At 68.1% G+C, this 26,991-nt stretch carries 34 protein-coding genes; 24 read left to right on the top strand and 10 right to left on the bottom strand.

Features of this window, described 5'->3' with window-relative positions; all coding sequences use genetic code 11:
• Window positions 1–169 precede the first annotated feature (169 nt).
• Entirely contained in the window at window positions 170–2,116 is a 1,947-nt protein-coding gene (sppA, locus tag ASF00_RS02960) for a signal peptide peptidase SppA (protein WP_082463182.1), read from the top strand.
• On the top strand, window positions 2,116–2,700 hold the full coding sequence (locus ASF00_RS02965) for a GNAT family N-acetyltransferase (RefSeq protein WP_055873874.1): 585 nt from the start codon (window positions 2,116–2,118) through the stop codon (window positions 2,698–2,700). The genes sppA and ASF00_RS02965 overlap by 1 nt, the downstream gene beginning before the upstream one ends.
• Before the next feature lie 275 nt (window positions 2,701–2,975).
• Here the strand turns inward: ASF00_RS02965 and ASF00_RS02970 are convergent, their stop codons facing one another.
• The gene (locus ASF00_RS02970) at window positions 2,976–3,629 is read right to left on the bottom strand and encodes a trimeric intracellular cation channel family protein (protein ID WP_055873877.1); all 654 of its coding nucleotides are present in this window, start codon (window positions 3,627–3,629) and stop codon (window positions 2,976–2,978) included.
• Window positions 3,630–3,789: 160 nt separating this feature from the next.
• Between ASF00_RS02970 and ASF00_RS02975 the strand changes: the two genes are divergently transcribed.
• From ASF00_RS02975 to ASF00_RS02985, 3 genes are all read left to right on the top strand, one after another.
• Entirely contained in the window at window positions 3,790–4,095 is a 306-nt protein-coding gene (locus ASF00_RS02975) for a glycine zipper 2TM domain-containing protein (RefSeq protein WP_055873880.1), read from the top strand.
• A 117-nt stretch (window positions 4,096–4,212) separates the two neighbouring features.
• On the top strand, window positions 4,213–4,638 hold the full coding sequence (locus ASF00_RS02980; RefSeq protein ID WP_055875305.1) for an OsmC family protein: 426 nt from the start codon (window positions 4,213–4,215) through the stop codon (window positions 4,636–4,638).
• Window positions 4,639–4,745: 107 nt separating this feature from the next.
• A complete protein-coding gene (locus tag ASF00_RS02985) occupies window positions 4,746–5,342 on the top strand; it encodes a glycine zipper 2TM domain-containing protein (RefSeq protein WP_055873882.1) in 597 nt (198 codons plus the stop codon).
• Window positions 5,343–5,399: 57 nt separating this feature from the next.
• Here the strand turns inward: ASF00_RS02985 and ASF00_RS02990 are convergent, their stop codons facing one another.
• Entirely contained in the window at window positions 5,400–5,621 is a 222-nt protein-coding gene (locus ASF00_RS02990; protein ID WP_055873887.1) for a hypothetical protein, read from the bottom strand.
• 150 nt (window positions 5,622–5,771) lie between these two features.
• Here ASF00_RS02990 and ASF00_RS02995 point away from each other — a divergent pair, with 150 nt between their 5' ends.
• From ASF00_RS02995 to ASF00_RS03005, 3 genes are all read left to right on the top strand, one after another.
• Entirely contained in the window at window positions 5,772–6,503 is a 732-nt protein-coding gene (locus ASF00_RS02995) for a hypothetical protein (protein ID WP_156348142.1), read from the top strand.
• Window positions 6,504–6,840: 337 nt separating this feature from the next.
• A complete protein-coding gene (gene crcB / locus ASF00_RS03000; protein WP_055873893.1) occupies window positions 6,841–7,215 on the top strand; it encodes a fluoride efflux transporter CrcB in 375 nt (124 codons plus the stop codon).
• The gene (locus tag ASF00_RS03005) at window positions 7,212–8,513 is read left to right on the top strand and encodes an RluA family pseudouridine synthase (RefSeq protein WP_082463184.1); all 1,302 of its coding nucleotides are present in this window, start codon (window positions 7,212–7,214) and stop codon (window positions 8,511–8,513) included. The genes crcB and ASF00_RS03005 overlap by 4 nt, the downstream gene beginning before the upstream one ends.
• Window positions 8,514–8,784: 271 nt before the next feature.
• Here the strand turns inward: ASF00_RS03005 and ASF00_RS03010 are convergent, their stop codons facing one another.
• Window positions 8,785–9,279: a DUF1440 domain-containing protein gene (locus ASF00_RS03010; RefSeq protein WP_055873896.1), complete on the bottom strand. Its 495-nt coding sequence runs from the start codon at window positions 9,277–9,279 to the stop codon at window positions 8,785–8,787.
• Between the two features lie 113 nt (window positions 9,280–9,392).
• Between ASF00_RS03010 and ASF00_RS03015 the strand changes: the two genes are divergently transcribed.
• The 3 genes from ASF00_RS03015 to ASF00_RS03025 are packed head-to-tail and all read left to right on the top strand — an operon-like array spanning window position 9,393 to window position 10,956.
• Complete coding sequence (locus ASF00_RS03015) at window positions 9,393–10,064, top strand: HAD-IA family hydrolase (RefSeq protein WP_055873899.1); 672 nt, start codon at window positions 9,393–9,395, stop codon at window positions 10,062–10,064.
• Window positions 10,061–10,279 carry a hypothetical protein gene (locus ASF00_RS03020; RefSeq protein WP_055873902.1) on the top strand — a complete coding sequence of 73 codons (219 nt, stop codon included), beginning with the start codon at window positions 10,061–10,063 and terminating at the stop codon, window positions 10,277–10,279. Before ASF00_RS03015 ends, ASF00_RS03020 begins: the two co-directional genes overlap by 4 nt.
• On the top strand, window positions 10,276–10,956 hold the full coding sequence (locus ASF00_RS03025; protein WP_055873907.1) for an ATP12 family chaperone protein: 681 nt from the start codon (window positions 10,276–10,278) through the stop codon (window positions 10,954–10,956). Before ASF00_RS03020 ends, ASF00_RS03025 begins: the two co-directional genes overlap by 4 nt.
• Window positions 10,957–11,044: 88 nt before the next feature.
• Here ASF00_RS03025 and gmk read toward each other — a convergent pair whose 3' ends face one another.
• From gmk to ASF00_RS03050, 5 genes are all read right to left on the bottom strand, one after another.
• Window positions 11,045–11,695: a guanylate kinase gene (gmk, locus tag ASF00_RS03030; protein ID WP_055873910.1), complete on the bottom strand. Its 651-nt coding sequence runs from the start codon at window positions 11,693–11,695 to the stop codon at window positions 11,045–11,047.
• A gap of 71 nt (window positions 11,696–11,766) precedes the next feature.
• On the bottom strand, window positions 11,767–11,967 hold the full coding sequence (locus ASF00_RS03035) for a hypothetical protein (protein ID WP_055873913.1): 201 nt from the start codon (window positions 11,965–11,967) through the stop codon (window positions 11,767–11,769).
• Entirely contained in the window at window positions 11,964–12,176 is a 213-nt protein-coding gene (locus ASF00_RS03040; RefSeq protein WP_037530644.1) for a hypothetical protein, read from the bottom strand. The genes ASF00_RS03035 and ASF00_RS03040 overlap by 4 nt, the downstream gene beginning before the upstream one ends.
• A gap of 142 nt (window positions 12,177–12,318) precedes the next feature.
• Entirely contained in the window at window positions 12,319–13,710 is a 1,392-nt protein-coding gene (gene fumC, locus ASF00_RS03045; protein WP_055873915.1) for a class II fumarate hydratase, read from the bottom strand.
• 180 nt (window positions 13,711–13,890) lie between these two features.
• Entirely contained in the window at window positions 13,891–14,376 is a 486-nt protein-coding gene (locus tag ASF00_RS03050) for an SspB family protein (protein WP_055873918.1), read from the bottom strand.
• 71 nt (window positions 14,377–14,447) lie between these two features.
• Here ASF00_RS03050 and hisB point away from each other — a divergent pair, with 71 nt between their 5' ends.
• The 8 genes from hisB to ASF00_RS03090 all read left to right on the top strand — a co-directional run bounded on the left by hisB (window position 14,448) and on the right by ASF00_RS03090 (window position 20,148).
• Window positions 14,448–15,035, top strand: a complete 588-nt coding sequence (gene hisB / locus ASF00_RS03055; RefSeq protein WP_055873920.1) for an imidazoleglycerol-phosphate dehydratase HisB — start codon at window positions 14,448–14,450, stop codon at window positions 15,033–15,035.
• Window positions 15,032–15,637, top strand: coding sequence for an imidazole glycerol phosphate synthase subunit HisH (gene hisH / locus ASF00_RS03060; RefSeq protein WP_055873923.1), 606 nt, complete (start codon window positions 15,032–15,034; stop codon window positions 15,635–15,637). Before hisB ends, hisH begins: the two co-directional genes overlap by 4 nt.
• Window positions 15,634–16,368 (top strand): 1-(5-phosphoribosyl)-5-[(5-phosphoribosylamino)methylideneamino]imidazole-4-carboxamide isomerase, encoded by a 735-nt coding sequence (hisA, locus tag ASF00_RS03065; protein ID WP_055873926.1) that lies wholly within the window; start codon window positions 15,634–15,636, stop codon window positions 16,366–16,368. The genes hisH and hisA overlap by 4 nt, the downstream gene beginning before the upstream one ends.
• Window positions 16,369–16,612: 244 nt before the next feature.
• Window positions 16,613–17,386, top strand: coding sequence for an imidazole glycerol phosphate synthase subunit HisF (gene hisF, locus ASF00_RS03070; RefSeq protein WP_055873929.1), 774 nt, complete (start codon window positions 16,613–16,615; stop codon window positions 17,384–17,386).
• A 4-nt stretch (window positions 17,387–17,390) separates the two neighbouring features.
• Window positions 17,391–17,582 (top strand): hypothetical protein, encoded by a 192-nt coding sequence (locus tag ASF00_RS03075; RefSeq protein ID WP_055873933.1) that lies wholly within the window; start codon window positions 17,391–17,393, stop codon window positions 17,580–17,582.
• Window positions 17,583–17,614: 32 nt separating this feature from the next.
• A complete protein-coding gene (locus tag ASF00_RS03080; protein WP_055873936.1) occupies window positions 17,615–17,932 on the top strand; it encodes a phosphoribosyl-ATP diphosphatase in 318 nt (105 codons plus the stop codon).
• Window positions 17,933–18,047: 115 nt separating this feature from the next.
• Window positions 18,048–18,425 carry a histidine triad nucleotide-binding protein gene (locus ASF00_RS03085; RefSeq protein WP_055873939.1) on the top strand — a complete coding sequence of 126 codons (378 nt, stop codon included), beginning with the start codon at window positions 18,048–18,050 and terminating at the stop codon, window positions 18,423–18,425.
• Between the two features lie 112 nt (window positions 18,426–18,537).
• Window positions 18,538–20,148 (top strand): amino acid permease, encoded by a 1,611-nt coding sequence (locus ASF00_RS03090; protein WP_055873943.1) that lies wholly within the window; start codon window positions 18,538–18,540, stop codon window positions 20,146–20,148.
• A gap of 174 nt (window positions 20,149–20,322) precedes the next feature.
• Here ASF00_RS03090 and ASF00_RS03095 read toward each other — a convergent pair whose 3' ends face one another.
• Window positions 20,323–21,321, bottom strand: coding sequence for an adenosine kinase (locus tag ASF00_RS03095; RefSeq protein WP_055873946.1), 999 nt, complete (start codon window positions 21,319–21,321; stop codon window positions 20,323–20,325).
• Between the two features lie 340 nt (window positions 21,322–21,661).
• On the opposite strand from ASF00_RS03095, the gene ASF00_RS03100 reads away from it, so the two are divergent.
• The 3 genes from ASF00_RS03100 to ASF00_RS03110 all read left to right on the top strand — a co-directional run bounded on the left by ASF00_RS03100 (window position 21,662) and on the right by ASF00_RS03110 (window position 23,426).
• Window positions 21,662–22,381 carry an EI24 domain-containing protein gene (locus ASF00_RS03100; protein ID WP_055873949.1) on the top strand — a complete coding sequence of 240 codons (720 nt, stop codon included), beginning with the start codon at window positions 21,662–21,664 and terminating at the stop codon, window positions 22,379–22,381.
• Window positions 22,378–22,749 carry a hypothetical protein gene (locus tag ASF00_RS03105; protein ID WP_055873952.1) on the top strand — a complete coding sequence of 124 codons (372 nt, stop codon included), beginning with the start codon at window positions 22,378–22,380 and terminating at the stop codon, window positions 22,747–22,749. The genes ASF00_RS03100 and ASF00_RS03105 overlap by 4 nt, the downstream gene beginning before the upstream one ends.
• Window positions 22,750–22,952: 203 nt before the next feature.
• A complete protein-coding gene (locus tag ASF00_RS03110; protein WP_055873955.1) occupies window positions 22,953–23,426 on the top strand; it encodes an Hsp20 family protein in 474 nt (157 codons plus the stop codon).
• A 45-nt stretch (window positions 23,427–23,471) separates the two neighbouring features.
• On the opposite strand, the gene queG is transcribed toward ASF00_RS03110, so the two are convergent.
• Window positions 23,472–24,653, bottom strand: coding sequence for a tRNA epoxyqueuosine(34) reductase QueG (queG, locus tag ASF00_RS03115; RefSeq protein ID WP_055873958.1), 1,182 nt, complete (start codon window positions 24,651–24,653; stop codon window positions 23,472–23,474).
• A gap of 44 nt (window positions 24,654–24,697) precedes the next feature.
• On the opposite strand from queG, the gene ASF00_RS03120 reads away from it, so the two are divergent.
• Both ASF00_RS03120 and ASF00_RS03125 read left to right on the top strand, forming a co-directional pair.
• On the top strand, window positions 24,698–25,624 hold the full coding sequence (locus ASF00_RS03120; protein WP_156348143.1) for an ABC transporter ATP-binding protein: 927 nt from the start codon (window positions 24,698–24,700) through the stop codon (window positions 25,622–25,624).
• Window positions 25,621–26,853, top strand: a complete 1,233-nt coding sequence (locus ASF00_RS03125; protein WP_055873962.1) for an ABC transporter permease — start codon at window positions 25,621–25,623, stop codon at window positions 26,851–26,853. Before ASF00_RS03120 ends, ASF00_RS03125 begins: the two co-directional genes overlap by 4 nt.
• Window positions 26,854–26,991: the final 138 nt, after the last annotated feature.

Raw genomic sequence — 26,991 nt, forward strand, 5'->3', positions numbered from 1 at the left:
CGATACGGGCGGGCGTCACGATAGGAGCGCCGACGTTCGAGTCTATGGGTCCCCGCGTCCGCGGGGATGACGGGGTGGGGTGGAGTGGGGCCGCGCGACGACGCCCCCTGTGTTGGCCTCGTAACACAGGCCATTTACGAAGCCCCACGCTTGCTCTAGCTCTCGTCCCATGACCGATACAGCTGCGCCGTCCTACGCCCCCTCCTACACCGATCCGGCCCGCCCCCCGCGGCGGAAGTGGCGGCTGGTGCGCGGGGTGTGGAAGCTGCTCGTCGCGATCAAGGACGCGCTCGTCCTGCTCGCGATGCTGCTGTTCTTCGGCCTGATCTTCGCGGCGCTCAACGCGCGGCCGGGGACCAAGGCGATCAAGGATGGCGCGCTGGTGCTCGACCTGAACGGGTCGATCGTCGAGCAGCCCGAGGAGCAGGCCGCGTTCGCCGCGCTGTCGGGGCAGAGCACGACTCGCCAGTTCCGGCTGCGCGACGTCGTGCGCGCGATCGACACCGCACGCACCGATGGCCGCGTGAAGGTCTTGGTACTCGATCTCGACAGCTTTGGCGGAGCATATCCCGCGGCACTCGGCGAGGTCGGCGACGCACTCGCGCGCGTGCGTGCGAGTGGCAAGCCGGTGCTCGCCTATGCGACCGCCTACACCGATGGCGGCTATCGCCTCGCCGCGAATGCGAGCGAGGTGTGGGTCAACCCGATGGGCGGCACGATCTTCATGGGCCCGGGCGGCAACCAGCTCTACTATAAGGGCCTGATCGACAAGCTGGGCGTCAACGCGCACGTCTACCGGGTCGGCCGCTACAAGTCGTTCGTCGAGCCGTACACGCGCGCCGACCAGAGCGAGGACGCGAAGGCGGCGAGCACCGCTTTGTACGGGACTTTGTTCTCGCAGTGGCGCGAGGCCGTCGCGAAGGCACGCCCCAAGGCGCAGATCGCGCAGTTCATGAGCGCACCGGACAAGGTGATCATCGGCGCCAACGGCAACATCGCGCAGGCCAATCTGCGCGCGGGGATCGTCGACAAGCTCGGCGACCGGACCGCCTTCGGCCGGCGCGTCGCGCAGATCGCCGGGTCCGACGACAAGAAGCCTGCGGGGAATTACAACAGCATCACCTACGACACCTGGGTGAAGGCCAACCCGCTACCGACCGGCGGCGACCCGATCGGCGTGCTGACGATCGCCGGTGAGATCGTCGACGGCGAGAGCGGCCCTGGCAAGGCGGCGGGCAAGACGATCGAGAAGGCAGTCCTCGACGGGCTCGCCAAGAAGACGCTGAAGGCGTTGGTCGTGCGCGTCGATTCGCCGGGTGGATCGGTGCTGGCGTCCGAGCAGATCCGGCTCGCCATCCTCGAGGCCAAGCGCCAGAAGCTGCCGATCGTCGTGTCGATGGGCGGCCTGGCGGCAAGCGGCGGCTACTGGGTGTCGACGCCGGCCGACGTGATCTTTGCCGAACCCGGCACGATCACCGGCTCGATCGGCATCTTCGGCGTCGTGCCCACGTTCGAGAACGCGCTCGCCAAGATCGGCGTGACGAGCGACGGCGTGAAGACCACGCCGCTGTCGGGCCAGCCCGACATCACCGGCGGGACGACGCCGATGTTCGACGCGATCGCGCAGGCCGGCATCGAGAACGGCTACCGCGCGTTCGTCAGCCGGGTCGCCGCGTCGCGCAAGATGACTCCTGCGCGCGTCGACGCGATCGGCCAGGGACGCGTCTGGGATGGCGGCACCGCGCGGCAGATCGGGCTGGTCGACCGGTTCGGCACGCTTAAGGACGCGATCGATGAGGCCGCCAAGCGCGCCAAGCTCGATCCGGCCAAGGTGCATGCGGAGTATCTTGAGAAGAAGCCGGGCTTTCTCGCGACGATCGCGCAGGATTTTGGCAATGACGGCAGCGATGACGATGCGGGCGGCGGCGATGCGTTCGCGCATGTCGCGGCGGACCGCCGCCAGATGCTCGCGCGCGCGGTTGGCGACATGAAGCGGCTGGCGACGTCGGGTTCGGTCCAGGCGCGCTGCCTGGAGTGCGGCGGGATGGGGCCGACGACCGCGGGCTTCGGGGATGCCAGGCTGCTCGACCTGTTGCTGGCTCGGATCGGGTTCTGATGGTCGCCGCCTCTGCCAACGGGGGCGGCATCGTCATTCGCGCCGCGGTTCCCGAGGATGCGGCGTCGATCGCGGCGATCTATGCGCCGCACGTGCTGGTCGGCACCGTGTCGTTCGAGACCGACCCGCCCGATGCACGACAGATGCGCGCTCGGATGGCGGCATCGGACGGGCTGTACCCGTGGCTGGTCGCAACGATCGGCGCCGAGGGCGGCCTGCTGGCCTATGCCTATGCCGCGCCGTTTCACAAGCGCGAGGCGTACCGGTTCGCGTGCGAGACCACGGTCTATGTCGCGGACGCGGCGCAGCGCCAGGGTGCGGGGCGGCTATTGTACGAGGCGCTGATCGATACGCTGCGCGCGCAGGGCTTCACGCAGGCGATCGGCGCGATCGCGCTACCCAATGACTCATCGATCAAGCTGCACGAGGCGGTCGGGTTCCGGCGCGCGGGCGTGTACCGCGAGGTTGGGTACAAGAATGGCCGGTGGATCGATGTGGGTCATTGGCAATGCCAGCTGAATGACCCCGCGGTGCCGCCGGTCGAGCCGCGGCGCTTTGCGGATGTCGGCGTGGTGCGGGGGTGATTCCTTCGCCCGTGCTTCAGGCGCTCGCAAACTCCTGCCCCACCCCGGCGAAGGCCGGGGCCCAACTGGAAAGGTTGGAGTAACGGATCGCTACGCACATCAGCGACGTCCCCCATTTGGGCCCCGGCCTTCGCCGGGGTGGGGGTATGTGCGGGGGGCGATTGCGTGCGGGGCGATACCCCCTGCCCCTCCTTGTTCTCCCGCGAAGGCGGGAGCCCGGACTGGGTCCCCGCCTTCGCGGGGACACATGCTGCTAGCGCTGGAAGCTGGCTGCGTTAGCGACGCCCACCATAGGCCGGCAGCGCGAGGTGGAAGCGGATCGCGGCGGCGCGGAGTGTGAAGCCCGCGCTGGCGGCGATGACTGCGGCCCAGGACAGGGGCATACCGAGCAACACCAGCCCCACATAACTCGCCGACGCCAGCGCCGCCGCGGTCACGTACAGCTCGGGCCGCATCAGGATCGAGGGTTCACCCGCCAGCACGTCGCGGATGATACCGCCGACGCACGCGGTCATCACGCCCATCAGCGCCGCGGGCACGGGCGGCACGCCGTAGCCGAGCGCCTTTGCCGCGCCGTAGACCGCGTAGGCCGCCAGCCCGACCGCGTCGAACCAGCCCAGCGCCTCGCCCTTCCACCAGCGTTCGGGCGTCACCCAGATCAGCAGCGCCATGCCCAGGCACACGGTCGCCGCGCGCGCGTCGTGCACCCAGAAGACCGGCGCGCCGATCAGCAGGTCGCGCACCGTGCCGCCACCGACGCCGGTGATGAGCCCGAAGAACACGAGCGTCACGAACGTCTGCCCCCGCTTGGCCGCCGCCAGCGCGCCCGACGCGGCGAACACCGCGAGGCCGGCCAGGTCGAACCAGGGCGCCGCGACCGGCAGGAGCTGGGCGGGCAGGATCTCGACGGGCAGTGGGACGGGCAACATCGGGCCGGCGTAACCGCCCCGCCCTACAGCGTAAAGCACAAGCCTCGACCCGGCTCGCCAACCCTGAACGAAGATGAACGGGGTGTTGTTTTTGGTTCATGCAACCGGCGGTATAGTCACGTCGTTACACCAGCAGATCAATTCACTAGGGAGTTCAATCATGCGTAAACTCATTCTCGCTCTTGGCTGCAGCGCCATGGTCCTGCCGACCGTCCTGATCCCGGTTTCGGCCGCAGACGCGCGTGATCGTCGCGAATGGCGTGGCCGTGACGGCCGCGTCTATTGCAAGAAGAGCAACGGCACGACCGGCACGATCATCGGCGGCGTCGGCGGCGCGCTCCTCGGCCGCACGGTCGACACGCGCGGCGACCGTACGGTCGGCACGCTGGGTGGCGCGGTCCTCGGCGGTCTCGCCGGTCGCGCGATCGACAAGGGCACGAGCAACAACAATCGTCGTTGCCGCTAAGACGCCACTGACTGTCAGCGGCGAAATCGATGCCGCTAATTCGGTCGTCATGCGTTGGAGGAGGGCGTCGTGGGAAACCGCGGCGCCCTTTTTCTTAATCATACGAAGGATCACATGATGACCACACGCAGCGGTTCGGCAAAGTATGAAGGCCTTGGCAAGAGCGGCAAGGGTCATGTCTCGACGCAGTCGGGCGTGCTCTCGGACAGCCCCTACGGCTTCAACACGCGGTTCGAGAACGAGCCGGGCACAAACCCCGAGGAACTGATCGCGGCGGCGCATGCGAGCTGCTTCACGATGGCGCTGAGCTTTGCGCTCGCGGGCAAGGGCTATGAGGCGGGCACGCTCGAGACCTCGGCGAAGGTGACGCTCGACAAGGATGGCGACGGCTTCAAGATCACCAAGTCCGCCCTCACGCTGAACGCCAAGGTCGAGGGTATCTCGAAGGACGAGTTCGAGGCGATCGCTGCCGATGCCAAGGCGAACTGCCCGGTGTCTAAGGTACTCAATGCTGACATCACGCTCGATCATAACCTCGCCTGATTTCAATGGTGTAAGTCTTTCGGCCGGCTGAACGCGGTGTAGTTTGCGGTTCACGCAACTCCCGCTTCGGCCGGCCGTTCTCTGCGCATCGAAGCAGGAGACGAACAATGCGTATTGCCATTCTCTCGGCGGCCCTTGCCGCCACGGCGTTCGGGGCGATCCCCGCGACCGCACAATCGACCGTCCGCGGCGCCAACCGCGAATATAACGACCAGGTCCGCGACGCGCAGCGCGACTATCGCCGCGACCTGCGCGATGCCGATTCGCGCGGCGACGTGCGCGATGCGCGGCGCGAGTATCGCGAAGAGGTGCGCGACGCACGCCAGGATCGCCGCGGCGACATCCGTGACATCCGCCGCGACAACGGACGCAACGGCAATTGGCAGCAATATCGCGGCTATGATTACAACCGCTACGAGCGGGGCCAGCGCGGCTATTTCGCCGACCGTTATTATCGCGACGGCCGCTATTACCAGGAGCGCCGCCTGGGTCGCAACGACCGCATCTATCGCGGCGGCAACGGGCGGTATTATTGCCGTCGCAACGACGGCACGACGGGGCTGATCATCGGTGGCCTCGCAGGTGGTGCGCTGGGCAACGTGATTGCGGGCGGTGGCTCTCAGTTGCTCGGCACGCTGATCGGTGCGGGCGGCGGCGCGGTGCTCGGCCAGTCGATCGATCGCGGCAACGTGCGCTGCCGCTGATCCGGTATAGTTGATCCGACAGAAGGGCCCGGCAGAAACGCCGGGCCCTTTTTTGCGTCAGATGATGCCGCCGCCAAGGCTGAGGCGGAGCGCGAAGATGATGATCAGGACGATGTTGAGGTTGCGGCCGCCGCTGCTCGAGGAAAGCGCGCCAACCGCCGCCCCGACGATCCCGATCGGGATGACGAGCCAGTTCATCCAGCCGAGCAGCGGAATGAAGGCGACGAGGCCGAGCACCAGGGTGACGAGGCCGATGAGGATGGAGACGAGGTTCAGCATGAGCGGAACATGGCGGCGGGCAGGCGTCGGAGCAAGATGGCGCGCGAAGACGGGCCGGACAGCGCTGGATCTAACGACGAAGTCGACACAGCGGGGCGAACCGCGCGTAAAACGCTTTCTTCACCACCGTTCGCGCATAGAATGTTGGTGATGAGCCTTTCCTTCCGCCCCGCCCTTGTTCTCTTGCCGCTTGCACTGGCGTCGTGTGGACAGTCCTCGACCGACCAGCAGGATCTCAACAGCCTCGATGCCGAGCTGACCAATGGATCGGTACGCGATCCGGCGGTGGCCGAGTCGCTTGCCGCGCAGATCATGGTGGATCCGCGGCTGACGCAGTCGGCGAACACCGATGCGGTGCGACCGGCACCGCGCCCGGATAACGGCGCGGTGCCGCCCGAGGGGCCACTGGAGGCCGATTCGGTCGATCCGAAGACGCTGCAGCGCGCGCCCGCGGCGTCGAACGACTGCCCCGAATGCAGGACGGCGAACGCGGCATTGACGCTTGGCGCGCTGGCCGAGGCGCAGAAAACCCCGGACGCGGGGGCGTGTGCGACCAAGATCGGCTATTCGGCGGGATGGGCGAACCGGTTGCCGGCGGACCTGCCGCTCTATCCGGGCGCGCGGTTGACCGAGGCGGCGGGGGCGGATCGCGACGGCTGTCGCCTGCGCGTCGTGAGTTTCTCGAGCAGCGCGCCGATGCAGAAGATGCTCGATTATTATTACACGCGCGCCCGGGCGGCGGGCTATTCGGCGGGGCATAGCACCGACGGGCGGCAGCATGTGCTGGGCGGGGTTCGGGGGAACGACGCGTATGTCGTGTATGTCACCGCGCGGCCTGGCGGCGGGAGCGATGTGGATATGGTGTCCAACGCTGGTCGGTGAGGGTCGGGTGGCGTTGGTCCGCGATTATGCCACCCCGGCGGAGGCCGGGGCCGAGTTGGGAAACGCTGCTAACTGAGCGCGGCCCCTTGTCACTGCTACCTTTCCAATTGGGCCCCGGCCTTCTCCGGGGTGGGTAGGGGAAAACTGCAGCTTCCCTCACCTGGGCTCCCGCGGACGCAGGAGGCCAGGCTGGATCCCCGCCTCCGCGGGGAAACAGGGTGGGACAGATGCTCGCGCGATGATCGCAAGCGGACGCGGAGGGAGCCTGCCTGTCCCCACCTCGCCCCTCGCCCCGGCCCACCTTTCCGTTCGACCCGATTCGCGCTAGGGCGCGGCGATGTTTCCCCTTCTTTATGTCATGGTCGGTGGCGCGGTCGGTTCCGGCGCGCGCTATCTGACCGGTCGCGCGATGACGGCGCTGCTCGGACCGGACTATCCGTTCGGTACGCTGGCGGTGAACCTGATCGGCGGACTGCTGATGGGCGTGCTGGTCGGCGTGCTGGCGCGGAACACCGCGTCGGAGGCGTGGCGCCTGCTGCTCGCGGTCGGCGTCCTGGGCGGCTTCACGACGTTTTCAAGCTTCTCGCTCGACGTCGTCACGTTGATCGAGCGGGGCGCGATCGGCGTCGCGTTCGGCTATATTCTCCTTTCGGTGATCGGCTCGATCGTCGCAGTATTCGCGGGTCTCACCGCAGTAAGGGCCATCGCATGACCGCGGGCAAAAACGATAGCGACTCCGGTTTTCGGGAGTTCAACGTCGGGTTCGACGATGACGGCATCCGGCTCGACCGGTGGTTCAAGCGGCATCTGCCCGACACGAGCTTCACGACGGTGGCGATGTGGGCGCGCACCGGCCAGTTGCGCGTCGACGGCGCGCGTGCGACTCCGGGCGACCGGATCGCGGCGGGCCAGATGCTCCGCGTGCCGCCGCCCGAGGCCGACAAGGCTGCGGCCGACGTCGACAAGCCCCGGCGCGTCCGTGAACGCGTGATCCTGTCGGACGAAGAGACCGAGCTCGCGCAGGGCATGGTCATCCACAAGGATTTCCAGGCGTTCGTGCTGAACAAGCCGCCGGGCCTCGCGACGCAGGGCGGCACCAAGACGACGCAGCATGTCGACGGGCTGCTCGACGGGCTCCAGTATGACAATGAGGGCCGGCCCAAGCTGGTCCACCGGCTCGACAAGGATACGTCGGGCGCGCTGCTGGTGGCGCGGACGAGCCGCGCGGCGGCGTTCTTCGCCAAGGCGTTTTCGGGCCGTACCGCGCGGAAGGTGTATTGGGCGCTGGTGGTCGACGTGCCGTCGATCGAGGACGGCATGATCGAGCTGCCGATCGGCAAGCAGCCGGGTACCGGCGGCGAGAAGATGCACGTCGACGAGGCCGAGGGCGCACCCGCGCGCACCCGCTACCGCGTGATCGAGCGTGCGGGCAACCGTGCGGCGTGGGTCGAGTTGCAGCCGTTCACCGGCCGCACGCATCAGCTGCGCGTGCACATGGCGGCGATCGGGCATCCGATCGTCGGCGACGGGAAATATGGCGGCGCGGCGGCGTTCCTGACCGGTGGGATCTCGCGGAAAATGCATCTGCATGCGCGGCGCATCAAGGTGGATCATCCCGATGGCGGATCGATCGACGTGACCGCCGGGCTGCCGACGCATTTCGAGGAAAGCCTGAAGCAGCTGGGCTTCGACGAGAAGCTCGGCGACGCGCTGCAGCTCGACGAGAAGAAGCCGCCGTCGCGCGAGGAGATCAAGTCGCGCGCGCGGGCGCATGCGAAGTCGGTTCGGAAAGAGCGTAAAGGTGAGCGGCGTGGGCGCGGGGTTGTCGAGGACAAGAAGCCGGCTGGCGGTAAGCCGGGGGCGCCCAAGACGGGCGGGCCTCGGACGGGGGCCGGGTCGACGTTCGGGGCGCCGCGGAGTGGGCCTCGGGTCGAGGGTGCCAAGCCCGGCGGCCGGGGTCGTTCGGGGGGGAAGCCGAGTGGGCCGCGTACGGGGCCGGGTTCGCGCTGATCTAGCGGACGGACCGGTACGCGAGCCACACACCACCCCGGCGCAGGCCGGGGCCCAATTGGAGAGGTTGCGGTAACGGAGCGATGCCCTCCGTTAGCACCGTCCCCCAATTGGGCCCCGGCCTTCGCCGGGGTGGAGCGGGTGTTGGGGGGGGCGGTCCTCCACTACCCGTTCCCCCGCGAAGGCGGGGGTCCAGGAGCCATGGTCGTAGCACTGCTTGATTCCTGGGCCCCCGCCTTCGCGGGGGAACAGTGATGGGGCGCGTGACTGCCTACCTCATCCACCCGCGCAGCAGCCGCTGCACGGCTTCGGTCACCGTCCCGAACACCATATGCGACGCGACGCTGTGCAGATGCGTCGACGGCGCGGTCTTCCAGGGGGCGTTGCCAAAACCCACCGCGGGCACCGCTGCCTCGTCGAGCAGCGCGGTGTTCGCCAGCGCGAACACAGTGCCGTACCCCGCCGTCACCGCCGGCCGGTATTCGGCCGCGACCGCGTAGACGATCCCCAGCCCTGCCCCGAGCGCGTAGTGCACCGCCTGCCCGGCGAGCGGCTTGCGATCGTCGGGGAGATCATGACCCACCACCACCTGAGAGACCTTGTCCGCCGCCTTTTCGGTCGCGGGTTCCGCGTCGCTGTCCGACGACGAGAGCGCGGCGACGCCCGCCTGGAAACGATCCATCACGAACGACGCGGCGAGCCCCGCGACCAGCCCTGCCGCAGCGGCGGCCCAGATGTTCGGGGTGTCGGTCGGTGCGTGCGCCATCGTGAATCTCCAAAAGTCTGCGAGACGAACCGTCGAGCAAGACGCGCGTTCCGGTTTGGCGTTCCCTCGTTCGCTCGGCTGATCTACGAGGCGGGGATGCGTTGGAAACTCTCATGATCCGCCTTGCCGTGTTCGATTGCGACGGGACGCTCGTCGACAGCCAGGCGAATATCTGCGTCGCGTGCGAGCGCGCGTTTCAGCAGGCCGGGCTCGTCCCGCCGCCGCGTGGCGAAATTCGCCGGATCGTCGGGCTCAGTCTCGTCGAGGCGATGCAGGTGTTGCTGCCACAGGCCGACGAGGCGCTGCACCGTTCGCTCGCAAGCGACTACAAGGCCGCGTTCCATGCGATGCGCGCGAGCGGCGAACTGGCCGACGAGCCGTTGTTCGACGGGATCGCCGACGTGCTGACGAAGCTCGCCGACGATGGCTGGGTGCTCGGCGTCGCGACGGGCAAGTCGGACCGGGGCCTCGCGCATATCCTTGCCGCGCATGGGATCACCGATCGGTTCGTGACGTTGCAGACCGCCGATCGCCATCCGTCGAAGCCCGATCCGGCGATGCTGTTCGCGGCGATCGCCGAAGCGGGCGCGACCGCGGCGACGACCGCGATGATCGGCGATACGAGCTTCGACATGGCGATGGCGCGCGCGGCGCGGGTGCGCGCGGTCGGCGTCGCCTGGGGCTATCACGCGGTGCACGAATTGTCGGATGCGGGGGCGGACGTCGTCGCGACCGCGGTGCCCGAGCTGCTGCACATGGTCGCGGATTCGAGGACGGGGCCATGACCGACGCCGAAAAAGTGGCGCAGCGGCGCTGGTTCGTGCTGGTCGTCGTGCGGATGGCAGGGGTCGCGGGGGCGTTGCTCGGCCTGATCCTGATCGCGCGGGCGCATGACATGGGGCCGAAGATCCTCGGGACGGCGATCGTGCTGTCGGCGATGGCGATGATCGCCACCGTCCCGCGCAGCCTCGCGCATCGCTGGCGGAGTCCACCCCAATGAAGCGGTTCTGGAAAGACGTTGCGATCGATGCCGATCGCGTGGTGACGCTCGACGGCAAGCCGGTGCGGACGCCCGGGCGGCGGCCGCTGGCGCTGCCGACCGCGGCGCTGGCCGAGGCGGTGGCGGAAGAATGGCGCAGCGTCGGCGAGACGATCGATCCGCGGACGATGCCGCTGACGGGGCTCGCCAATGCGGCGACCGATCCGATCGCGAACGACCCGACGCAGTTCGCCGCGCGGCTGGCGGCCTATGGCGAGAGCGACCTGCTCTGCTACCGCGCCGAGGGGCCGCCGTTGCTGGTCGAGCGGCAGGCGGCGGCGTGGAATCCGCTGCTTGACTGGGCGCGCGCGCGGTACGACGTGACGTTCGCGGTGACCGCGGGGGTGATGCACGTTGCGCAGGCCCCCGCGACGATCGCCCGGCTGCACGAGGCGGTCGCGGCGTATGACGATTTCCGGCTGGCGGGACTGTCGCCGGTGGTGACGCTGACGGGATCGCTGGTGATCGGGCTGGCGCTGATCGAGGGCGAGATCGATGCCGACGCGGCCTGGGCGGCGGCGGGTCTCGACGAGGACTGGTCGATCGAAATGTGGGGCGAGGACTGGCAGGCGGCCGAGCTGCGCGAACTCAAGCGCCAGGAGTTCGCGCGCGGGGTGGCGTTTCTGGGGATGCTCTAGCCGTTCTCCTGCGAACGCAGGAGCCCAGGGTTACTAGGGATAGCGCCTGGTATCCTGGGCTCCTGCGTTCGCAGGAGCACCGGGGAGCTTAGCGAGTCAGGCGGCGGATGAAGCCTATCAGCCCCGTTTGCCGCGAGCGCTTGAGGCGTTCGGCGGCAAGGATCGTCTTCACGCCGCGGATGCAGCTGTCCACGTCGTCGTTGACCAGGACATAGTCATAACCGTCCCAGTGACTGACCTCGTTCGCCGCACGCGACATGCGCGCGTCGATCACTTCGGTCGAGTCGGTGCCGCGGCTGGTGAGGCGGCGGTGGAGTTCTTCCATCGACGGCGGGAAGATGAAGACGCGGACGACGTCGCCACCGGCGATCTGGAACAGCTGCTGTGCACCCTGCCAGTCGATGTCGAACAGCACGTCCTTGCCGGCCGCCAGCATCTCCTCGACCTGCGCGCGCGGGGTGCCGTAGCGGTGGTTGAAGACGTGCGCCCATTCGAGGAACTCGTCCTTCGCGACCATGTCGCGAAAGCCCTCGAGATCGGTGAAATGGTAATCCTTGCCGTCGACTTCGCCCGGCCGCATCGACCGAGTCGTCACCGAGACCGACATCTCCAGCTCGTGCTCGTCGGCGAGCAGGCGGCGCGCGATCGTCGACTTGCCGGCGCCGGAGGGCGAGGACAGGACGAACAGGACGCCGCGGCGACGGAAACCATGCGGGTCGGACGGAAGTGTGTGGGGCATGCGCGCCCTTGCCGCGGACTGCGCATGGGCGTCAACCCATGCGCGGCCCGCTTGTGTCATTCAGACGGCGGTCAGTAGCCTGCCTTGCGCGCCTTGTTGCGGTCATACGCCTTCTTGGCCGCATAGCCGCCGCCGAGGACCATGCCGAGCGGGCCCATGCGACGCAGTACGCTCATTGCGACTACGCCCTTGACCGCGCCCGATGCGCCGCCCGAGCCTTCGCGACGACCCATTTCGCGGCCAACCAATGCACTGATGATACGTCCAATCATGACTTAACCTCTCCGAAAACCTGGTCCTTGAGTTCCGCTGCACCGCGCAGCACCGCCCAGCCGATCGCGTAGGTCACGGCCAGCGGCACGACGATTTTGAGCACGTTGGCGGTCACCGCACCGATGATTGCGCCGTCCGCGTTGCCGTCATCGCCGCTAAGCGAATCGATGCCTGCGCCGATCAGCGCGCCTATGGTCGTTGCGCCCACGTAATTTCTCCTTCGCGTGTGGCGGGTTAGCGCGCGAGGGGCGTTTGGGTTCCCTTGCCCCGTGTTCTCCTGCGCACGCAGGAGCCCAGGGTACCAAGCGCGCCGCCCGTGACCCTGGACTCCTGCGTGCGCAGGAGAACGGTTACCGTCCCAGCATTGATTCGGGGCGCACGACCCGGTCGAACGTCTCAGCATCGACCAGCCCGAGTGCGAGCCCCGCCTCCTTCAGCGTCAGACCCTCAACGTGCGCGTGTTTGGCGATCTTCGCCGCCGCGTCGTAGCCGATCTCGGGGGCGAGCGCGGTCACCAGCATCAGCGAGCGGTCGAGCAGGTCGGCGATGCGGTCGCGATTGGGCTCGATGCCGTCGACGCAGCGCTCCGCAAAGCCCTCCATCGCCGTCGCGAGCAGGTCGATCGAGCGCAGCACGTTCGCGCCGATCAGCGGCTTGAACACGTTCAACTCGAGATGGCCCTGCATCCCGCCGACCGTCACCGCGACATGGTTGCCCATCACCTGGCCGGCGACCATCGTCAGCATCTCGCACTGGGTGGGGTTGACCTTGCCGGGCATGATCGAGCTGCCGGGCTCGTTCGCGGGCAGGTCGATCTCGCCGAAGCCGCAGCGCGGGCCCGAGCCGAGCAGGCGGATATCGTTGGCGATCTTGGTGAGTGCGACCGCGAGCGTGTTGAGCGTGCCCGACAAATGGACAAGCGGATCGTTCGAGGCGAGCGCCTCGAACTTGTTGCGTGCGCTGACGAACGGGAGGCCGGTGATCGTCGCCACTTCGCCTGCGAACGCATCACCGAAGCCGTGCGGCGCGTTCAGGCCGGTGCCGACCGCGGTGCCACCCTGCGCGAGGATGACCATGCCGTGGCTGATCGCGGGCTCGATCCGGTGCCGGCAGCGATAGAGCTGGTTGGCATAACCGGAGAATTCCTGGCCGAGCGTCAGCGGCGTCGCGTCCTGCAGGTGCGTGCGGCCGATCTTGACGATGTCGTCCCAGGCCTTCGCCTTCGCATCGAGCGCGGCGTGGAGCCGGTCGAGCGCGGGGATCAGCCGCTGCGTCGTGGCGAGCGCGGCGGCGATGTGGAGCGCGGTCGGGAAGCTGTCGTTCGACGACTGGCTCATGTTGACGTGATCGTTGGGGTGGACCGGCGACTTGCCGCCGCGCGTGCCGGTGAGGACCTCGTTGGCGCGGCCAGCGATGACCTCGTTGACGTTCATGTTCGACTGCGTGCCGCTGCCGGTCTGCCAGATGACCAGCGGGAACTGGTCGTCGAGCGTGCCGTCGATGACTTCCTGCGCGGCTGATTCAATGGCGTCGGCGATGGTGGCGTCGAGGCCGTGCGATCGGTTCACGCGCGCAGCCGCCTGTTTGACGAGCGCCAATGCGTGGACGATGTCGATCGGCATGCGTTCGCGGGTGCCGAAGGGGAAGTTCTCGACCGATCGCTCGGTCTGCGCGCCCCAATAGGCGTCGGCGGGGACTTCGATCGGGCCGATCGAGTCGGTTTCTATGCGGGTGGTGGTCATCTCGTACCTACTCCGTCATGCCGGGCTTGTTCCGGTATGACGCCGTAGAGTCGGGAGCGGCGGAGGCCAGAAGCCCGACATGGGAGTAAATCCCATGCCGTCGACCGCGCGGTGCGCGTCGGCCGGCCGTTCGCGTCGCTGTGCGACCGGCGATCAGCGTGCTGATCGCCTCGCTCCAGCCTACTTCTTCCGCTTGAAATCCACCGCGACGACGTTCGAGCCGTCCTCGATCGGCACCGCGGTGGGGCCGTCATTCTCGGGTTCGTCATGCTCGCCGAGCGCCTCGTCGGCGCCCTCCTGCGCCTGGAAGCGCAGTTCGAAGCTGACCGCGGGATCCTGGAACGCGGTGATCGCCGAATAGGGGATGACCAGCTTCGACGGGACCTGGTTGAAGCTCAGCCCGATCGAGAAGCGCGTATCGTCGACCACGAGGTCCCAATAGCGGTTCTGCATCACGATCGTCATCTCGTCCGGGAAGCGTTCGATCAGCCGCTTGGGGATGTCGACTCCCGGCGCCTGCGTCTTGAAGGTGATGTAGAAATGATGCTCGCCGGGAAGCCCGCCGGCCTCCGACACGGAGCCGAGCACGCGGCCGACCACGGCACGCAGGGCTTCTTGCACGATCTCGTCGTACGGAATCAGGCTATCGGGCAGTCCATCGCTCATTCCCTCTGGGTAGCGGTATTCGGATGCCGGTCAAGATTGCATGCGCCGTACGGTCCGTTATGGGAGTCGGAATGCGCACCGCCACGATTTCCCGCTCCACCGCCGAGACGGCGATCGACGTCACCATAAACCTCGACGGGACCGGCGTTTACGACGTCGAGACCGGGGTCGGTTTCTTCGATCACATGCTCGAACAGCTCTCGCGGCATTCGCTGATCGACCTGCACGTCCGCACCAAGGGCGACCTGCATATCGACGAGCATCACACCGTCGAGGATACCGGCATCGCGATCGGCCAGGCGTTCGCGCAGGCGCTCGGCGACAAGCGCGGCATCACGCGGTACGGCGATGCGCTGTCGCCGATGGACGAGACTCTCACGCGGGTGGCGCTCGATATCTCCGGCCGTCCGTGGCTCGTCTGGAAGGACCTGTTCTCGCAGACCCGGCTCGGCACGATGGATACCGAGATGTTCGAGCATTTCTTCCACAGCTTCGCGCAGGCCGCCGGCATCACGCTGCACGTCGAGACGCTGTACGGCACCAACAACCACCACATCGCCGAGGCCGCGTTCAAGGGCGTCGCGCGCGCGCTGCGCACCGCGATCGAGATCGACCCGCGCAAGGCCGACGCGATCCCGTCGACCAAGGGGATACTGTGACGCTCGCGCTGATCGATTACGGCGCGGGCAATCTCCATTCGGTCGAGAACGCGCTGCGCACCGCGGGCTGTAGCGACCTGATCGTCACCGCCGACGCGGATGTCGTCGCAAAGGCGGACCGCATCGTGCTGCCGGGCGTCGGGGCTTATGGCGCGTGCGCGGCGGCGTTGCGCGCGGTGCCGGGGATGGTCGAGGCGCTGAACCGACGCGTGCGCGACGAGGGCGCGCCGTTCCTCGGTATCTGCGTCGGCATGCAGTTGATGGCCGAGGCGGGCGAGGAAATGGGGACGCATGCCGGGCTTGGCTGGGTCGCCGGGCGCGTGCGACGGCTCGAGCCGGGGAGCAGCGACGCGAAGGTGCCGCACATGGGCTGGAACGACGTCGTGCCGGCGCGCGCGCATCCGCTGATCGAGCCGGGCGAGGCGTATTTTCTGCACAGTTTCGCGTTTGAAGGCGCGGACGTGCTCGCAACCACCGAGCATGCCGGCGCGGTCACCGCGGCGATCGGTCGCGACACGATGATCGGCGTGCAATTTCATCCTGAGAAGAGCCAGCACTACGGCCTGGCCCTGCTCGAACGTTTCCTGGAGTGGCGGCCATGAGCCTCATCATCTTCCCCGCGATCGACCTCAAGGCAGGGCAAGTCGTCCGCCTTGCCGAAGGCGATATGGACCGCGCGACCGTCTATGGCGACGATCCCGCCGCGCAGGCGATGCTGTTCGCAAGCGCAGGCGCCGAGCATCTGCACGTCGTCGATCTCGACGGGGCGTTTGCGGGTGCCTCGGTCAATGGCGACGCGGTGCGTGCGATCGTCGCGCAGTTTCCGGGGCATGTGCAGCTCGGCGGCGGCATCCGGACGCGCGCCAATGTCGAGGGCTGGTTCGATCTGGGCGTGTCGCGAGTCGTGATCGGTACCGCGGCGCTCGAGGATCCCGACTTCGTGCGCGGCGTGGCGAAGGATTTCCCCGGCGGCATCGTCGTCGCGGTCGATGCGAAGGACGGCATGGTCGCGACCAAGGGCTGGGCCGACGTCTCGACCACGAGCGCGGTCGATCTCGCGCGCCGGTTCGAGGATGCGGGCGTGGCGTCGCTGCTGTTCACCGATGTCGGTCGCGACGGGATGCTGAAGGGCTGCAATGTCGAGGCGACGGTCGACCTGGCGCGGTCGGTCGACATTCCGGTGATCGCGAGCGGCGGCGTGAAGGGCATCGCCGAGATCCATGTGCTGGCGCTGCATGTCCGCGATGGTGTCGAGGGCGTGATTACCGGGCGGGCGCTGTACGACGGCCGGCTCGATCTCGCCGCAGCCTTGAGCGTGGCGAAAGCCGCATGAGGGTTCACGCGGAGACGCGGAGACGCGGAGATAGTGAGAGTTTTTCGCGCAGAGGCGCAGAGAACGCGGAGGCAGTGCGCGGCAGCATTCATCTTTTTGCTACCGGCGTCGGTATCCTGCGGGCTTCGCTGCTCCCCCTCTTCTCTGCGTTCTCTGCGCCTCTGCGCGAAATCGCCTTCTTAGCGGCGCCGCCGCGTCTTCGCGTCTCCGCGTCTCCGCGTGAAAACTCTTCTAGGCCAAGCGCGTGACCGTCCGCGCCCGAGTCATTCCGTGCCTCGACGTCGCCGATGGCCGCGTCGTGAAAGGCGTGAACTTCGTCGAACTGCGCGACGCCGGCGATCCGGTCGAGCAGGCGCGCGCCTATGATGCCGCCGGGGCGGACGAATTGTGCTTCCTCGATATCGGCGCGAGCCATGAAGGCCGCGGCACGATCCTCGACGTCGTGCGGCGGACGGCGGCGGTGTGTTTCATGCCGCTGACCGTCGGCGGCGGCGTGCGGACCGCGGACGATGCGCGCGCGCTGTTGCTCGCGGGCGCGGACAAGGTGGCGGTCAATTCCGCCGCGGTCGAGCGGCCCGAACTCGTCGCCGACATCGCCGAACGCTTCGGCAGCCAGTGCTGCGTCGCGAGCGTCGACGCCCGACGCTCGGGCGAAGGCTGGGAAGTGTTCACGCATGGCGGCCGACGCGCGACCGGCATCGACGCGATCGCGCATGCGGTGAAGCTCGCCGACCTCGGCGCGGGCGAGTTGCTCGTCACCTCGATGGACCGCGACGGCACGCGGAGCGGCTACGACCTCGACCTCATTCGAGCGATTTCGGACCGGGTGGGCGTGCCGGTGGTCGCCAGCGGCGGAGTCGGCGGGCTCGACGATCTGGTCGCGGGCATCCGCGATGGGCATGCGAGCGCGGTGCTGGCGGCGTCGATTTTCCATTTCGGGCAGGCGTCGATCGGCGACGCGCATGCGGCCCTGGCGGCGGCGGGTATTCCGGTGCGCACGCCAGTTCGGTCAGCCTGATCCGATGATCGCCCTGCCCCTTCTCGCGGTGCAGTCGGGGCATAGCGGCATCGTCCATCCGCGCACCGGGCCCGAACTGTCGGACATCGCCCTTTTCGCGGTCGCGGTGGTGGGCGTGTGGATGGTACGGCGGGCGCTGCGCAAGCGGTTCGCAAAGACGGCCCCGACTGAGAAGCGCCACCGCAAGAAGGATTGACCCGCCTGCCGCGCTGCGTCAGCACGCAGCGCATGGACCCCGTATTCGACCGCCTCGAGGCGACCATCCGCGCCCGCCGCGATGCACCCGCCGACACCAGCTACACCGCCAGCCTGTTCGCCAAGGGCCGGCCCAAGATCGCGCAGAAGCTCGGCGAGGAAGCCGTCGAGACAGTGATCGCGGCATGCTCGGGCGACGAGGCGAGCATCGTGCCGGAAGCCGCGGACCTGATCTTCCATCTGGCCGTGCTGCTCGCGGATGCGGGGCTGAGCCTCGACGACGTGCGTGCCGAGCTCGTGCGCCGCGAGGGGGTTGGCGGGCTCGTCGAGAAGGCCGCGCGGACAGGCTGATCTACTCCCCTTCCGCTTGCGGGAGGGGTCGGGGGAGGGCATGATCGACGCGCTCCGCCGGGATCGGGAAGGCAAGCCCCTCCCCTAACCCCTCCCGCAAGCGGAAGGGGAATGTATGCCGATCGACGCCACCCTGCCCTATGACGACCAGAACATCTTCGCGAAGATCCTCCGCGGCGAGATCCCGTCCAACCGCGTCTATGAAGACGACTTCGCGATCGCGTTCCATGACATCAATCCGCAGGCGCCGATGCATCTGCTGGTGATCCCCAAGGGCGCCTACGTCTCGTGGGACGACTTTTCCGCGCGCGCGCCCGACGCCGAGATCGCCGGCTTCATTCGTGCCGTCGGCACCGTCGCGCGCGCCGCGGGGCTGGTCGAGCCCGGCTACCGCCTGCTCGCGAACATCGGCCAGGACGGCCACCAGGAGGTGCCGCACTTGCACGTTCATGTCTTCGGCGGGCGCCCGCTCGGGCCGATGCTGGCGCGATAGGCCAGCTTCACCGCACTAAAGGATTGCGCGTAATAAAATTGCCATTAGGCTCGTTTGCTTGTGCAAGGGGGCCTTATTGACCCGGCCCTCGCAATCCCCGGGGGGTACCGAATTGATTTTTGGTCGCGTAAAATCGCTGGATGCCATTCTGGCGACGGCAGAGAAAAAGGGTCTGGCGCGAACGCTCAGCGCATTCCAGCTGACGCTGCTGGGCGTCGGCGCGGTCATCGGCACCGGTATCTTCGTGCTGACGTCCGAGGCCGCGCAGAAGGCCGGGCCGGGCATGCTGCTCAGCTTCGTCGTCGCGGGCTTCGTCTGCGCGGTCGCCGCGCTCTGCTATTCCGAACTCGCCTCGATGGTGCCGGTGTCGGGCTCGGCCTATACCTATACCTATGCGGTCACGGGTGAGCTGCTCGCCTGGATGGTCGGCTGGGCGCTGATCCTCGAATATGCGGTCGGCGCGAGCGCGGTCGCGGTCGGGTGGTCGAACCATCTCGCCGGGCTGCTCGACGGGATCGGCTTCCATATCCCGAGCGGGTTGCGCAACGCCGACGCGCTGATGGCGCACGTCCAGGTCGCGTTCGGCGCGACGCCCAACGCCGATCTGCAGACCGCGATGACGGTCGGCGGCTTCATGAACCTGCCCGCAGTGATCATCATCGCACTCGTCACGTGGCTGCTCGTGGTCGGAACGACCGAGAGCGCGCGCGTCAACGCGGTACTGGTGCTGATCAAGATCGCCGCGCTGACCGCGTTCATCGCGCTGACGATTCCGGTGCTCAAGGCGGACAACTTCCAGCCCTTCCTGCCCTACGGCGTCGGCAATCCGCTGAGCTCGTCGGGTGTCGGCGTGCTGGGTGCCGCGGCGTCGATCTTCTTCGCCTATGTCGGCTTCGACGCGGTGTCGACCGCAGCAGAGGAAACCAAGAACCCGCAGCGCAACGTGCCGATCGGGCTAATCGCCAGCCTCGGCATCTGCACGCTGTTCTACCTGCTCGTCGCCTCGGGCGCGATCGGTGCAATCGGCGCGAACCCGGTCACGAGCGCCGATGGCGGCGTGCTGGCGCCGGGCTCGGCCGAGATGGCGGGGCGCTGCGCCGCGATCGTCGCGTCGGGCGCGATGGAGCCTCTGGTCTGCTCGAAGGAAGCGCTCGTCCATGTGCTGCAGGTCATCAACTGGCCGATCATGGGCCGGCTGGTCGGCCTCGCGGCGGTGCTGGCGCTGCCGTCGGTCGTGCTGATGATGATGTTCGGCCAGACCCGCGTGTTCTTCACGATGGCGCGCGACGGGCTGCTGCCCGCGCGGCTCGCGTCGATCCACCCGAAGTTCCACACGCCGCATGTCGTCACGATCGTCACCGGCATCGCCGCGGCGATTGCGGCGGCGATCCTGCCGGTGGGCAAGCTCGCCGATTATTCGAATGCGGGCACGCTGTTCGCATTCATGATGGTGGCGATCTCGGTGATGGTGCTGCGCAAGGCCGATCCCGCTCGCCGCCGCCCGTTCCGCACCCCCGCGGTATGGATCGTCGCGCCCCTCGCGATCATCGGCTGCGTCGGGCTGTATCTGTCGCTGCCGCTGACGGCCAAGCTGGTCCTGCCGGGCTGGGGCGCGATCGGGTTGCTGATCTACTTCCTCTACAGCCGCTCGCGCAGCCATGTCGGGCTGGGGCTCGACGATGGTCCCGATACCGACGACCGCGCGCCGCCGGGAACGCTCTGACGGCGGACGCGAAAAGGGCCCCGGGAAGAAATTCCCGCGGCCCTTTTTTTGTGCTGTGTACCAAATGCGTCATCCCCGCGGGGGCGGGGATCCATAGCCTCGGGCGCCCGCGACTCGATCGGGCGGTTAGCCAATATGGGTTGCCGCTTCCGCGGGAATGACGATGTGGCGGCGTCAGCCGATGTGCCTGACCGCCAGCGCCTTCATGTCGACCATTGGGCGCGCGCCGACATGGCTGATGATCTCGGCAGCGCAGATCGCACCGAGCTTCAGCGAGGCGTGCAGGTCGTAGCCCTGCGCCTGGCCGTGAAGGAAGCCCGCCGCGAACAGGTCGCCCGCACCGGTCGTGTCGACGACCTTGGCGATCGGCTCGGCCTTCACTTCGGCGCGCGTACCGTTCTGGAGCGCGCAGGCGCCGTGCTCGCCGCGGGTGACGACCAACGTCGGAACCTGCGCCGAGATCCTCGCGACCGCCGCGTCGAAATCGTCCGTCTCGGCGAGCGCGGCGAGTTCATGCTCATTGGCGAACAGGATGTCGATCAGGCCGTCCGACAGCAGCTGGCGGAAATCGCCGCCGTGACGCGAGATGCAGAACACGTCGCTGAGCGTGAACGCGACCTTGCGCCCTGCCCCGCGCGCGCAATCGATCGCGGCGCGCATCGCGGCGCGCGGCTCTTCGGGATCCCAGAGATAGCCTTCGAGATACAGGATCGCGCTGTCGGCGATCATCGCGGTGTCGATCGCCGCGGCGGGGAGGAACTGGCCCGCGCCGAGGAAGGTGTTCATCGTGCGCTGGCCGTCCGGCGTCACGAAGATCAGGCAGCGCCCGGTGGTCGGGTCGCCCGCGCGGACCGGCGTGGCGAACTCGATGCCGATGCTGCGGACGTCGTGCGCGAAGACCTGGCCGAGCTGATCGTCGGCGACCTGGCCGATGAACCCGCATTTGCCGCCGAGCGCGGCGATGCCGGCGACGGTGTTGGCCGCCGAACCGCCCGAAATCTCCATCCCCGGGCCCATCTTGGCATACAGCGCATCGGCTTCCTCGGACGAGAACATCAGCTGCATCGAGCCCTTGGCGACGCCGATCTCCGTGATGAACGCGTCGTCGGCGGTGGCGAGGATGTCGACGATGGCATTGCCGATCGCGACGACGTCGTAGGTGGGGTTGGGCAAGGCGAGACTCCGGGGGTGCGGGAAAACGCTTGCCGTAAATGCCGGGGGGGATTGGTGCAACCGGTGAGGGGGGCCCCCGCTCCGGTCAGGTCTCCGCGGAGCCGCCAGATCCACCTCCCCGGCGGAGGCCGGGGTGGATCATGGTTCGGGGAGCAGCGACGACCGACGGTCTCGCGGTCCCCACGGCTCTCGCCCTTCTGTTCCCTCGGGAACGCGGGGGGGGGGGTAGGGTCACGCGTAGTGTCCGTGGCTTAGCTGGGCCCCAGCGTCCGCGGGGGAACTGGTGGGCGGCATGAGAAGCCGCGTTGACCTTCCGACCACCGCGCGCCATCCCGGACCCATGCTCCGCGCCCTCCTCCTCTCGCTCGGCCAACTCACCGATCCGCCGATCCTGCGCGTGTTCGTGAAGTCGATGGTCGTCACGCTGCTCGTCTTCGCGCTGCTCGGCATGGGTACATGGTGGGGTACGCAGGCGGCCCTCGCCGCGTGGCTCGACTGGCGCGCCGACGGACTCGCCGCGGCGTTCGCGCTGTTCGTCACGATCCTCGCCTTGTGGCTGCTGTTCCGCGCGGTCGCGATCGCGGTGGTCGGGATCTTCGCGGACGAGGTCGTCGAAGCGGTCGAAGCGCGGCATTATCCCGCAGCGCTCGAGACCGCCCGCCCCGTCCCGCTCGCGCGCAGCCTCGCAATGGGCCTGCGCTCGGCCGCGCGCGTCGTGCTCGTCAACCTGCTGATGCTGCCCGTCTATGTGGCGCTGCTCGTCACCGGGGTCGGCACGGCGGCGGCGTTCTTCCTCGTCAATGGCTGGCTGCTCGGGCGCGATCTGGGCGACATGGTGGCGGCGCGACACATGGACGCGGCGGCGATGCGGGGCTGGCGTGCGACGACCAGGCCGGGGCGGTTCGTCCTGGGGCTTGCGAACACCGGCCTGTTCGTGGTTCCGATCCTCAACATCGCCGCCCCCGTACTGGGGGCCGCGATGGCGACGCATTATTTCCACGCGCGATATTCCCGCACCCAATCTTCCGGCAACCAATCTTCCAACAAGGGCCGAGCATGACGCGACAGACGACGATAGCGATCGCCTTGGCCCTCGGCGGCGGCCTCGCCGGGTGCGCGGCACCGGTCGCCAGGCCCGCGGTCGGCCGCCCCGCAATCCCCTATACGAGCGTCGGACTCGAGCGCGTGCTGGGCCAGGACGTCGCCGGGCTGACCAAGCTGTTCGGCCAGCCCGACGCCGACGTCCGCGAAGGCAGCGCGCGCAAACTCCAGTTCCAGAGCGGCATCTGCGTGCTCGACGCGTATCTCTACCCCAAGGGATCCGACGCGCCGCGCGTCACTTATCTCGACGCGCGCGAACCCGACGGCAGCACGATCGACCGCGCGAGCTGCGTCGCCGCCCTAACCCGCCGCGAGGGGGGACGGTAATCGCCGTCGCGATCCCTTTTTCGCTGCCTTCTTCCGACCCGCAAATCGTCGCAAAAAATAATTTCTGGCGGCTCTTGAACAGGGTCTCGGCTGAACCATCTTGCCGGCGCCGGACGCGATCTTTCGGTCCGGCGTCACCAGAGGGCACCGGCTCGGTATCCGGTGTTCCTCGTGCTCAGATTGCTCATGAGGAGGATTTGGATATGAGGACCAACTTCGATTTCGCTCCCTATCGCCGGTCGACGGTCGGCTTCGACCGGTTGTTCGATCTGCTCGAGACGACGGCACGGACCGAGGCCCCCGAGGGCTATCCGCCGTTCGACATCGAACGCGAGAGCGAGGACAGCTATCAGATCACGCTGGCCGTCGCGGGCTTTCGCCCCGACGACATCGAGATCGTCGCGCAGAACAACCAGCTGACGGTGACGGGCCGACGCCCGGACGATCGTGACGACAGCCGGTTCCTGCACCGCGGCATCGCGACGCGCGCGTTCGAACGCCGGTTCCAGTTGGCCGACTTCGTCCAGGTCCAGCATGCAAGCTTCGACAATGGACTTCTCCGCATCGCTCTGAAGCGGGAGGTACCGGAGGCGATGAAGCCACGTCGGATCGAGATCGCGGGCGCCGCCGCCAACGATCGTATCGCGGAAACCAAGAGCGACCGCGACGCCGCATAAGACCCAGCGACGCTGCCGGCGCATCCCACCGGCAGCGTCCACGGGTTACTGGTCCGGTCGTGCGCGGACCGCGTTTCGTTCGGCCGGACTCGTACAGGTTTCTGCCCACGCATCGACGATCACGGGGTCGGTCTCGATCGGCGCCCGCAGGGCCTGCTCCTCCTTGAAACGCACGGCATCCAGCCGTGCCAATGCCCAGATTGCGGCCTCGCGCAGGACCGGGGCATCGTCGGCCAGCAGCTTTACGATCGGCTCGACGAGCATCGGATCGCCGCTGTTGCCCGCCGCGATCAGCGCGTTGCGGATCATCCGGTCGCGGCCGATGCGCTTGATCGGGGAGCCGGCGAAGACTTGGCGGAAGCTCGCGTCGTCGAGCGCAAGGATGTCCGCCAGTTCCGGGGCGACCAGCTCCGCCCGCGGGTGGAAGGCGAGGTTCGCATTCGCCGCGGCGGCGAACTTGTTCCAGGGGCAGACCGCCAGACAGTCGTCGCAGCCATAGATCCGGTTGCCGATCGCGGCGCGGAATTCGTGCGGGATCGGGCCGGCATGTTCGATCGTCAGATAGGAGATGCAGCGGCGCGCATCGAGCTGGAACGGCTTCGGAAAGGCGTCGGTCGGGCACGCGGTCTGGCACGCGTCGCAACTGCCGCAGCTGTCGACGCCGCCCTTGTCGGGCGCCAGGTCGAGCGTGGTGTAGATCGCGCCGAGGAACAGCCAGCTGCCGTGCTCGCGGCTGACGAGATTGGTGTGCTTGCCCTGCCAGCCGAGCCCGGCGGCTTCGGCGAGCGGCTTTTCCATCACCGGCGCCGTGTCGACGAAAACCTTCAGGTCGAAGGGCGGCAGGTCGCGTCCCGCTTCCGCCGCCAGCCAGCGCCCGAGCGCCTTCAACTGGCGCTTCACGACGTCGTGATAGTCGGGGCCCTGCGCGTAAACCGAGATGCGCCCTACCCCGCCCTCGTCCGCCAGCCGCAGCGGATCGTCCTTCGGCGCGTAGCTCATGCCGAGCGCGATCACGCTGCGCACCTCGGGCCACAGGCCGGCGGGGCTTTCGCGGTGGTGCTTGCGCTCCTCCATCCAGATCATGTCGCCGTGGCGGCCGTCGGCAAGCCATCGGTGGAGCCGTTCGCCCGCGCGCGGCGCGGCATCCGCTCGCGCGATTCCGCAGGCGGCAAAACCCAATTCGGCCGCTTTGGCCTTAAGGCGGTGTTCCAGCTTGTCTTGCGCCACGTCCGCCCGCTACCACGCGAGCACCCTCGGGAGGAAGATTGCGCGTGAACGATGAATGGGCGGTCACCGCGAGCGGAATCGTAAAGCGGTTCGGCGACCGGCGTGTGGTCGACGGCGTCGACATGATGGTGCCACGCGGCTCGGTCTACGGCGTGCTCGGGCCCAACGGCGCGGGCAAGACGACGACGCTGCGGATGCTGCTCGGGATCATCGAGCCCGACGAGGGGAGCCGCACACTGCTCGGCTACGACAATCCGCGCGATGCGAGCGACCGGGTCGGCTATCTGCCCGAGGAGCGCGGGCTGTACCCGGCGATGAAGGCGCGCGAGGCGATCGCGTTCCTGGGTGCGCTGCGCGGACTCGATTGGAAGACCGGGCGCGAACGTGCGGTCGTGCTGATGGAGGCCGCCGGGCTCGGCCACGCGGTCGACGAGAAGATCCGCAAGCTGTCGAAGGGCATGGCGCAGCTGGTGCAGCTGCTCGGCTCGGTCGTCCATCAGCCCGACCTGCTCGTGCTCGACGAGCCCTTCTCGGGGCTCGATCCGGTCAACCAGGAGCGGCTCGAGGCGCTGATCCTGGCCGAGCGGGACCGAGGTGCGACGATCCTGTTCTCGACGCACATCATGAGCCATGCCGAGCGGCTGTGCGGCCGGCTGGCGATCATCGCCGGCGGCAAACGACGGTTCGAGGGGACGGTGGCGGACGCACGCGGAATATTGCCGCAGCGGGTTCACTACACGCCGCACCGCCCCGACCCGGCGATACGCGCGGTGTTGCCCGCGGACGCGGTGGCGGACGGGGATAGCTGGCGGTTCGAGCTGCCGGGCGAGGGTATCGAGAGCTTGCTCGTGCGGTTGATCGACGCGGGGCACGGGATTTCGGGGCTGTCGATCGAGCGCCCTGGCTTGCACGAAGCATTCGTCCGAATCGTCGGCCAGCATGGCGACGTCGCCAAGGAGGAGACTGCATGAGCCGTTTTCGCCGGACTCTCCGCCAGACCTTCACGATCGCGCGGCGCGATTTCATCGCCACCGTCTTCACGCCGATCTTCCTGCTGTTCCTGTTCGCGCCGGTGATCATGGGATCGTTCGGCGCGATTGGCGGGTTGGGCGCGGCGAGCGTCAGCGGCGGCGCGCAGGACAAGACGCGGATCGTCGCGATCGTCCCCGCCGCGACCACGCGCCCGATCGCCGACGCCGACACACGGTTGCGCGGCATGTTTCGCGACGACGAAGCCCCGCCTGAGCTGACCACCGTCGCGCCCTTGGCCGACCCGGCGGCACAGGCGCGCGCGGCGTTCGAAACCAAGAATATCGACGCATCCGCCGTTCTCTACGGCCCGCTCGATGCGCCGCAGATCCTGTACGGGCCGCGTGGCGCGCGATCGGCGGACTATCTGGCGACGCTCGCGCAGACGACGCTGGCGGCGCAGAAGCTCGGCGGCACGCTGCCGGCGATCGCCGCGACCAAGATGCCGGTTACGCGCTCGACGACGTCGGTCGGCGGCCAGCACCAGTCCGCGTTCTTCGCGGTGTTCGGGATCTTCTTCCTGACGCTGTTCCTCTCGGGCCAGGTCGTCGGGACGATGGCCGAGGAGCGCAACAACAAGGTGATCGAGGTGCTTGCCGCCGCGGTGCCGCTCGAATCGGTGTTCTTCGGCAAGCTGATCGGGATGTTCGGCGTCGCGGTGCTGTTCGTCGCGTTCTGGGGCACCGTCGTCACGCAGATCACGACGCTGATGCCCGCGGGCGCGGCGGCAGCACTGGGCGACCTGACGCCGGCGGTCGGCGGACCGACGTTCGCGCTGTTGTTCGCGGCCTATTTCAGCATGGCGTATCTGCTGCTCGGTTCGGTGTTCCTCGGCGTCGGCGCGCAGGCCTCGACGATGCGCGAGATTCAGATGCTGTCGCTGCCGATCACGATCCTGCAGGTCGCGATGTTCGGACTGTCGTCGGCCGCGGTCGCGCATCCCGGCAGCTGGATCGCGACCGCTGCCGAGCTGTTCCCGCTGTCGTCGCCGTTCGCGATGGCTGGCCGCGCGGCGAATTCGCCCGCACTGTGGCCGCACATCGCGGCGCTCGCGTGGCAGGCGTTGTGGGTGACGATCTTCATCACCGTCGGCGCGCGGCTGTTCCGGCGCGGCGTGCTGCAATCGGGGAGCGCACGGCCGTTCTGGCGGCGCAAGGCCAAGGTGGCTTAGGGCGGCTCAATCCTCCCCCGCCAGGGGGAGGTGGCACCGAAGGTGACGGAGGGGGAGGTAAGCGACCACCAATGCTCCGTGTCCTCCCCCTCCGTCTGGCAAGGGCCAGACACCTCCCCCTGGCGGGGGAGGATCGTG

It is taken from the genome of Sphingomonas sp. Leaf34, from assembly GCF_001421805.1.
In the GTDB taxonomy this organism is placed as follows: Bacteria; Pseudomonadota; Alphaproteobacteria; order Sphingomonadales; family Sphingomonadaceae; genus Sphingomonas.